Raw genomic sequence first — 244 nt, forward strand, 5'->3', positions numbered from 1 at the left:
GTTCCTTGAGGCGTTTGGCGTCGCTGGCCTTCATGCCGCCGTACTGGGCGACCCAGCGATGCCAGGTCGATTCGGTGATCTCCAGGTGCTGGCACACCTCGCAGAGCTCCTGGCCGGTTCCGAGGAGCTTGTTGCCCTCGGCGAGCTTGCGGATTATCTGATCCGGCGTATGCCGCCGGCGCTTCTTGGCTGCCATGTCGTTGCCGATTCTTCCTGCCCGAACACCGGGCATCAGAGTCGCACA

At 63.5% G+C, this 244-nt stretch carries 1 protein-coding gene; it reads right to left on the reverse strand.

Going from position 1 to position 244, the window contains the following annotated elements:
• The coding region (locus LI92_RS21660; RefSeq protein WP_046322782.1) for a transposase at positions 1–196 on the reverse strand (196 nt) is incomplete at its 3' end.
• Between the last annotated feature and the right edge of the window lie 48 nt (positions 197–244).

Origin of the sequence: Mycobacterium sp. UM_Kg1, from assembly GCF_000972925.1 — a bacterium.
Taxonomy (GTDB): domain Bacteria; phylum Actinomycetota; class Actinomycetes; order Mycobacteriales; family Mycobacteriaceae; genus Mycobacterium; species Mycobacterium hiberniae.